The organism is Streptomyces sp. C, from assembly GCF_000158895.1.
In the GTDB taxonomy this organism is placed as follows: Bacteria; Actinomycetota; Actinomycetes; order Streptomycetales; family Streptomycetaceae; genus Streptomyces; species Streptomyces racemochromogenes.
The window spans coordinates 6,496,588-6,503,645 of record NZ_GG657750.1 but is presented as its reverse complement, the minus strand read 5'-3'; the positions used below and the strand labels follow the sequence as shown (position 1 = coordinate 6,503,645).

Annotated in this window: 6 protein-coding genes, 1 tRNA gene and 1 pseudogene; 2 read left to right on the top strand and 6 right to left on the bottom strand. The window is 74.2% G+C overall.

Annotated features, from left to right (window positions below):
- Positions 1-425: pseudogene (locus SSNG_RS44185) on the top strand (IclR family transcriptional regulator C-terminal domain-containing protein); the annotation flags it as partial.
- A 489-nt stretch (positions 426-914) separates the two neighbouring features.
- On the opposite strand, the gene SSNG_RS29175 reads toward SSNG_RS44185, so the two are convergent.
- The 4 genes from SSNG_RS29175 to SSNG_RS29160 all read right to left on the bottom strand — a co-directional run bounded on the left by SSNG_RS29175 (position 915) and on the right by SSNG_RS29160 (position 4,453).
- Positions 915-2,594 carry a serine/threonine-protein kinase gene (locus tag SSNG_RS29175; RefSeq protein ID WP_042802196.1) on the bottom strand — a complete coding sequence of 560 codons (1,680 nt, stop codon included), beginning with the start codon at positions 2,592-2,594 and terminating at the stop codon, positions 915-917.
- Between the two features lie 111 nt (positions 2,595-2,705).
- Positions 2,706-3,116 carry a hypothetical protein gene (locus SSNG_RS29170; protein ID WP_042802194.1) on the bottom strand — a complete coding sequence of 137 codons (411 nt, stop codon included), beginning with the start codon at positions 3,114-3,116 and terminating at the stop codon, positions 2,706-2,708.
- A 111-nt stretch (positions 3,117-3,227) separates the two neighbouring features.
- Positions 3,228-3,312: transfer RNA gene (locus tag SSNG_RS29165), tRNA-Leu, on the bottom strand.
- Between the two features lie 199 nt (positions 3,313-3,511).
- Complete coding sequence (locus SSNG_RS29160; RefSeq protein WP_007267526.1) at positions 3,512-4,453, bottom strand: beta-ketoacyl-ACP synthase III; 942 nt, start codon at positions 4,451-4,453, stop codon at positions 3,512-3,514.
- Between the two features lie 208 nt (positions 4,454-4,661).
- Between SSNG_RS29160 and fdhD the strand changes: the two genes are divergently transcribed.
- Positions 4,662-5,504, top strand: a complete 843-nt coding sequence (gene fdhD / locus SSNG_RS29155) for a formate dehydrogenase accessory sulfurtransferase FdhD (RefSeq protein WP_007267525.1) — start codon at positions 4,662-4,664, stop codon at positions 5,502-5,504.
- 13 nt (positions 5,505-5,517) lie between these two features.
- Here the strand turns inward: fdhD and SSNG_RS29150 are convergent, their stop codons facing one another.
- Together SSNG_RS29150 and SSNG_RS29145 are read right to left on the bottom strand one after the other, a co-directional pair.
- On the bottom strand, positions 5,518-5,943 hold the full coding sequence (locus SSNG_RS29150) for a hypothetical protein (RefSeq protein ID WP_007267524.1): 426 nt from the start codon (positions 5,941-5,943) through the stop codon (positions 5,518-5,520).
- 9 nt (positions 5,944-5,952) lie between these two features.
- A complete protein-coding gene (locus SSNG_RS29145; RefSeq protein WP_007267523.1) occupies positions 5,953-7,005 on the bottom strand; it encodes a bile acid:sodium symporter family protein in 1,053 nt (350 codons plus the stop codon).
- Between the last annotated feature and the right edge of the window lie 53 nt (positions 7,006-7,058).

Genomic DNA, 7,058 nt, shown 5'->3' with positions numbered 1-7,058 from the left:
CGCGGAGGGCGAGGTCCGGATCACGCAGATGGCGGACGGGCCGGTTTGTTCCGCCGGTACGGGAGTGGGTGGACTTCCGGGCGGCCGCGCACGCCAGCGCGGTCGGGAAGTGCCTGCTGACGCAGCTCGACCACGACGGCCGGGCCGACCACGTGGCCCGCCACCGCCCCACCCGGCTCACCGCGCGGACCATCACCGACAGCCGGGCCCTGTTCAGCGCCCTGGACGCGGTGGCTCCGGGCGCCCCGGTGTTCGACCTGCGCGAGTACTCCCCCGGGGTCGTCTGCTCGGCCGTGCCGATCGCGACGGGCGACGCCGCCGGGAGCCTGGCCCTGTCCCTGCCGGCCGCGCACGCGCACCGGCTGGGCCCCGCGACCGAGGCCCTGCGCCGCAAGGCGGTCCCGGTGCTGCTGGCACTGCTGCTGTCGGGGGCCATCCCCCCGGACGTCCCGGCCGGCGCGGCGCCCGCCGCACCGCCCGCCGCTCCGGAGACGCTGCGCCAGCTGGGCCGGCTCTTCCGGACCCCGCTGACCCGCTTCACCGCGTCGGCCGGCGGCCCGCACCTGGTCAGCGACTCCTCGTCGGGGGCGGCGTACCTCTTCGACGCGCCCCCGGAGGGCGGCGGGCCGCGCCTCTCCCTGCCGCAGACCCTGGGCCCGCTCGCCCCGGGCAGCTTCCCGGCCCCGGAGGGCCTGGTGGTCCTGGGCACCCACCCGGGACAGGGCGACTCCTAGGCCCTGTCGTCAAACTCCCGTCTGCCCCGCGACGCCTGGCACGCGCTCTCGCCGCACCGGGCGAAAGCCAAGTACGTCCAGTACGCGGGCTTCCGCCCGGCACGCCGAGAGCACGCACCAGACGCCGCGGGGCCGCCCTCCGGGCGACGACGGGAGTTTGACGACAGGCCCTAGCCGCGGCTACCCGACGGGGACGAAGGAGTCCAGGGCCGCGTCGAAGTGGCCCCTGGACTGGGTGAGGCGTCCGACGGGGGCCGAGACCCAGACGTCGTACATCCGGCCGTTCTCGTCCCAGCAGAGGTCGAAGGTGTGCCGGGGCCCCTCGGCGGCGGTGAAGCCGTTCCAGGTGAACTCCCAGAGGGCGGCGGGCAGTCCATTGTGCGTCGTGGGGACGATCGTGTTGTCGCGGTAGCCCGGGTTGCTGGACGGGCCGTTGGCGTCGGACTGCCGCATCGCGGCGAGCGGCCCGCCCGCGGCCGGCTTCACCTTGATCCCGATCCGGATCGCGCCGTCCGCCGACACGTAGAAGACCCGCTGGTCGTCCGTCTCGCGCCGGAAGCCCTGCGGCACGGCGAGCCCGAAGCCCTCCGGGTCGGAGACGAAGCGGTACCCGGCGGGCGCCGACTTGCCGGGGACCTGCTGGACGGGCGGGGCCGGGGCCGGCGCGGTCACCGTGGTCGTGGCCGTGGTGGTGGCCCCCGCGGCGGCCGCGGGAGGGGCGGGGGGCGTCGGGGACTGTGGGGCGGACGTGGTCACGCCGGGGGAAGGGGCGACGGGGTTGCCCGGCCCGGCCGCCCGGCCCTTGTCCCCGGCCCGGTCCGAGAGCAGTGAGGTCACGGTGACGGCGCCGATGACGGCCACCACGACGAGCGCGGCGACCAGCCCGGCGCGCAGGCCTGCCCGGCGGGTCCCCGGCTCGGCCGCGGGTCCGGTCCGGGCGGTGACGCGTTCGGTCGGCGAGTACCCGGGAGGGGCGGCGGGCCCGGGCGGGGTGGCCGGGCCCGTGGGACGGGCCGGGCCGGGGGTGCGGTCGAGGAGGGGCAGGCTGCCGGTGGTGACGTACGCGGACAGCATCCGCTGGGCGTCCGCCACGCCCAGCCGGCGTTCGGTGTCGCGTTCCAGCAGGCCCCGGACGAGCGGGGTCAGGGGTCCGGCCTGCGCCGGCGGCCGGATCTCGTCGTAGACGACGGCGTGCAGCACCCCGCCCAGCGAGTCCCGGTGGAAGGGCGACTCGCCGGTCAGTGCGGCGCACAGCAGCGCGCCGAGGGACCACAGGTCGGACTCGGGTCCGGCGGCGGCACCCTGCATCCGCTCCGGGGAGGTGTACTCGGGCGAGCCCACGAAGGCGCCGGTCTCGCTGATGGTGGTGGAGCCCGCGAGGCGGGCGATACCGAAGTCGGTGAGCACGACCCGGCCGGTGCCCGCCTCCATGAGGACGTTGGCGGGCTTGACGTCCCGGTGGAGCACCCCGCGGTCGTGCGCCGCGCTGAGGGCGCCGAGCAGGGCGAGCCCGATGCGGGCGGTCTCGCCGGCGTCCAGCGGACCGGTGGCGCCGAGGCGGTCGGCGAGCGAGCCGCCCTCGACGAGTTCCATCACGATGTACGGGCGGCCGTCGTCCTCGACGACGTCGTGCACGACGACGACGTGCGGGTGCTTGATCTGTGCGACGGTGCGGGCTTCGCGCAGGGCTCCGGCGGCTTCCTTGCCCTCGCCGACGTGGAGTTCCTTCACGGCGACCGCGCGGCCCAGGAGCTCGTCCGAGGCCTGCCACACGGTCCCCATGCCGCCGCGGCCCAGCCTCTTCCCCAGTCGGTACCGCCCGGCGATCACGACGTCGTTCCGCGGTGCGTCCTGCGACACGTTCCCCCCTTGACCCGGTCAGGCCCCATGATGCCGCACGGGTGGATCCGGCCACCCCGTTCCGCGGAGAGCTCACCCGGGCTCCGCCGTCGGGGGCCCGCGCCCCGGTGCTCAGGCCGCGGCCTCGCCGGGGTCCTCGTCGTCCTTGGGGTGCACGTAGGTCGTGCCGGGAGGGAGGTCCTCCCCCTTCTCCGCCCTGTACTGGGCCTTCTTCTCATCGCTGGCCTTGTGACCGGGGTGGAGCTTCCGCAGGTGGGGCGCGGGGGAATCGCGAGTCTCGCGCTCGTCTCCCTGGTCGGCGCCCTGCTCGGACTCCCCGGAGTCCTCTGCGTCGTACTGCTCGTCGTACGTCTCGGCGTCGTCGCGCCCCGCCGCGAGATGGGCGACCACGAGCATGCCCGCCAGGGTCACGCCGCCGCGGATCACGGCCCGGATCTTCGGATCGTGCTTCCGGCACCAGTTCTTGGCGGTCTCCAAGCGGGAGGAGGGCTCGCCGTTCTCGGGGGGCGTGGAGTCGTTCACGGGCACACATCTACCGGACCCGTCCCGCACCTGTCAGGCGATTCCCGACATCTCCCGGAAACGCGGAAAAGCAAAAGACCCCAGATCAACTGGGGTCTTCGACTGTGTGTGTGTCCGAGGGGGGACTTGAACCCCCACGCCCGATAAAGGGCACTAGCACCTCAAGCTAGCGCGTCTGCCATTCCGCCACCCGGACCAGGTGGTCGGCCCCGGTTTCCCGCGGCGACATGGACAACCATAGCAGGGGATCGGCGGGCTTCCGACCATGTTTACGAGCGGCCGTCGGTCCGCCACGCCGCGCTGACCTGGGCGCATGCGGGGAGCCGCGCGGCACGGGGCCCGCTCCCCGGGGGCCGGGGCCGGGCCGCGGCCGGGGGGCCTGGCCGGGGCTCGGGCTAGGGGCAGCTGATGACCTGGCCGGCGTAGGAGAGGTTGCCGCCGAAGCCGAAGAGGAGGACCGGGGCGCCGGAGGGGATCTCGCCGCGTTCGACCAGCTTCGAGAGGGCCATGGGGATGCTCGCGGCGGAGGTGTTCCCGGAGTCGACGACATCGCGGGCCACGACGGCGTTGACGGCGCCGATCCTCGCGGCGAGCGGCTCGATGATCCGCAGGTTGGCCTGGTGCAGCACGACCCCGGCGAGCTCCTCGGGAGTCACCCCGGCCTTCTCGCAGACCTTGCGGGCCAGCGGCGGCAGCTGGCTGGTGGTCCAGCGGTAGACGGACTGGCCCTCCTGGGCGAAGACGGGGGGCGTGCCCTCGATCCGCACGGCGTGGCCCATCTCCGGGACCGAGCCCCACAGCACCGGGCCGATGCCGGGCTCCTCGCAGGCCTCGACGACGGCCGCGCCCGCGCCGTCGCCGGTCAGGACGCAGGTGGTGCGGTCGGTCCAGTCGGTGATCTCGGTCATCTTGTCGGCGCCGATGACCAGCGCGCGGGTGGCGGAGCCGGCCCTGATCGCGTGGTCGGCGGTGGCCAGGGCGTGGGTGAAGCCCGAGCAGACGACGTTGATGTCCATCACGGCGGGCGCGCCGCGCATGCCCAGCTTGGCGGCGACGCGCGCGGCCATGTTGGGGGAACGGTCGATGGCGGTGGAGGTGGCGACGAGGACGAGGTCGATGTCGTCAGGGCTCAGGCCGGCGTGCGCGAGGGCCTTGCCGGCGGCCTGGTAGGCGAGCTCGTCGACCGGCTCGTCGGCACCCGCCACGTGGCGGGTGCGGATGCCCACCCGGGAGCGGATCCACTCGTCGTTCGTCTCGACCATGGCCGCGAGGTCCTCGTTGGTGAGCACTTTCGCGGGCTGGTAGTGCCCTAGCGCCACCACGCGTGAACCGGTCATGGGCGGGGTCCCCCTCTGTACGGCAGGCAGTCAGGTTGACCAGCTTTGCCTGCTACCGGCGGGTACGGGTGCGCGTGACCCAACAGGATTCCGCCACCGGAATTTGGAGCATTCCGAGCAACTTCCTGCCGGAACCGGTCGCGGCGGCGGATCCGGGAGAATGTCCTCGTCAGGTGTACGCGAGGACGGAACAGGTGGGCTGATCACGATGGGACGGGTCACCGAACGGCGCCGCGTCGTACGCATCCGGGGCGGAGCGGTCGGGGTCCGGCCCGACACCCTGGTCACGGAGGAGCCGCTGGAAATACGGCTCAACGGCAAGCCGCTGGCCATCACGATGCGCACCCCGGGGGACGACTTCGCGCTGGCCACGGGCTTCCTGGTCAGCGAGGGCGTCATGGCCCGCACCTCGGACGTCCAGGCCGTGACGTACTGCGAGGGCGCCACCGAGGACGGACCCAACACGTACAACGTGGTCAACGTGCAGCTGGCCCCCTCGGTTCCCGTCCCGGACATCACGCTGGAGCGGAACGTCTACACCACCTCCTCCTGCGGGCTGTGCGGCAAGGCCAGCCTGGACGCGGTCCGTACGGCGACCCGTTTCCCGGGGCTCGCCGCCGATCCGGTACGCGTCCGCGCGGAGCTCCTCTCCGAGCTGCCGGACCGGCTGCGCGCGGCGCAGAAGGTCTTCGACCGCACGGGCGGGCTGCACGCCGCCGCGCTGTTCTCGGCGGAGGGCGAGCTGCTCGACGTACGGGAGGACGTGGGCCGGCACAACGCCGTGGACAAGATCGTCGGACGGGCGCTCCAGGCGGGCCGGCTGCCGCTGGCCGGCTCGGTGCTGCTGGTGTCGGGGCGGGCGTCCTTCGAGCTGGCGCAGAAGGCGGTCATGGCCGGCATCCCGGTGCTGGCGGCGGTCTCGGCACCGTCCTCGCTGGCGGTGGACCTGGCCCTGGAGGCGGGCCTGACCCTGGTCGGCTTCCTGCGCGGCGCGGACATGAACGTGTACGCGGGCGAGCAGCGGATCATCCTGCCGGGGGGCGGGTCCTAGACGCCTTGAGCGCTCAGCGGCGGCGGCCCCGTCGGGGCGTGGCGGGCTGCTTCGGCTCCGGGGGGTCGATGCGGTGCAGGTCGAGGGTGGCGGGGAGCGGGGTGGCGCCGGGGCCGCCGGCTTCGGCCCAGGCGATGATCTCGTCCGTCGCGGTGTCGTCGAGGGCCCAGCCGAACCAGACCGCCCGGGCGCCGCGCCGACGGGCCTCGGTGGTGGGCTGGACCACGATCACGTTGGCCTGGGCGCAGGGCCCGAGGCAGTCGCTCGTACGGACCGCGAGGCGCCCTCCGGACGCGGCGGCGGCCTCCCGCAGCCGGGCGAGCTGGCCGGCGTGGTCGGTGCCGGGGTTCTTGCGGGGGTCCCCGCAGCAGCAGCCCCGGCAGACGACGAGGGTGCAGGGGCGCGGGGCGGTGGCGGCGAGCGGGCGTATCCAGGTCACCGCCGCACGTTACCGGCCCTGCGCGGCGGGGGGTTGCACCCCGGGCGAGACCTCCACCACACGGTGGGCGTCGAGTTGGTCCCGGAGGACCGCCTCGGGGTCCCGGGCGCGGCGGCGGGCCAGGACCGCGCAGACCATCAGCTGCATCTGGTGGAACAGCATCAGCGGCAGCACCGCCAGGGAGGCCTGGGCCCCGAACAGGACGCTGGCCATGGGGAGTCCGGCGGCCAGGCTCTTCTTCGACCCGGCGAACTGGATGGCGACGCGGTCCGCGCGGCCGAAGCCGAGGCGCGCGGCCCCGTACCAGGTGGCGAGGAGCATGACGGCGAGGAGTACGGCCTCCACCGCCATCAGGGCGCCCAGGCGCGGGAGGCTGACCTGGTGCCAGACGCCGGCGGCCATGCCCGCGCTGAAGGCGGCGTAGACGACGAGCAGGATCGAGCCCCGGTCGACGTAACCGAGCACCTTCTTGTTGCGGGTCAGGAAGCCGCCGACCCAGCGGCGCAGGCCCTGGCCGAGGAGGAAGGGCAGCAGCAGCTGGAGGACGATCTTGAGGAGGGAGTCGAGGGAGAAGCCGCCGGCGTCGTTGCCGAGGAGGGCGGCGGCGAGCAGTGGGGTGAGGAGGATGCCGGCGAGGGAGGAGAACGAGCCGGCGCAGATCGCGGCGGGGACGTTGCCCCGGGCGATGGAGGTGAAGGCGATGGAGGACTGGATGGTCGAGGGGACCAGGCAGAGGAAGAGCAGGCCGCTGTAGAGGGGCTGGGTGAGCAGGCCGGGGACCAGGAGGCGGGCGGCCAGGCCCAGCAGCGGGAAGAGGACGAAGGTGCAGGCCAGGACGGTGAGGTGGAGCCGCCAGTGGCGCAGCCCGTCGAGGGCCTCCCGGGTGGAGAGCCGGGCCCCGTAGAGGAAGAACAGCAGGGCCACGGCGGCGGTGGCGGCCCCGTCGGCGACGGTGGCGCCGGCACCGGTGGCGGGGAGCAGCGCGGCGAGGCCCACGGTGGCGAGCAGGGCCAGTATGTACGGGTCCAGGGGTAGCCAGGCGGGGAGGCGGGGGCGTCGCATGGGGGTGCTCACTTGCTGTCAGTACGGGGACGGGAGGGACGGGGTGGCGGGGT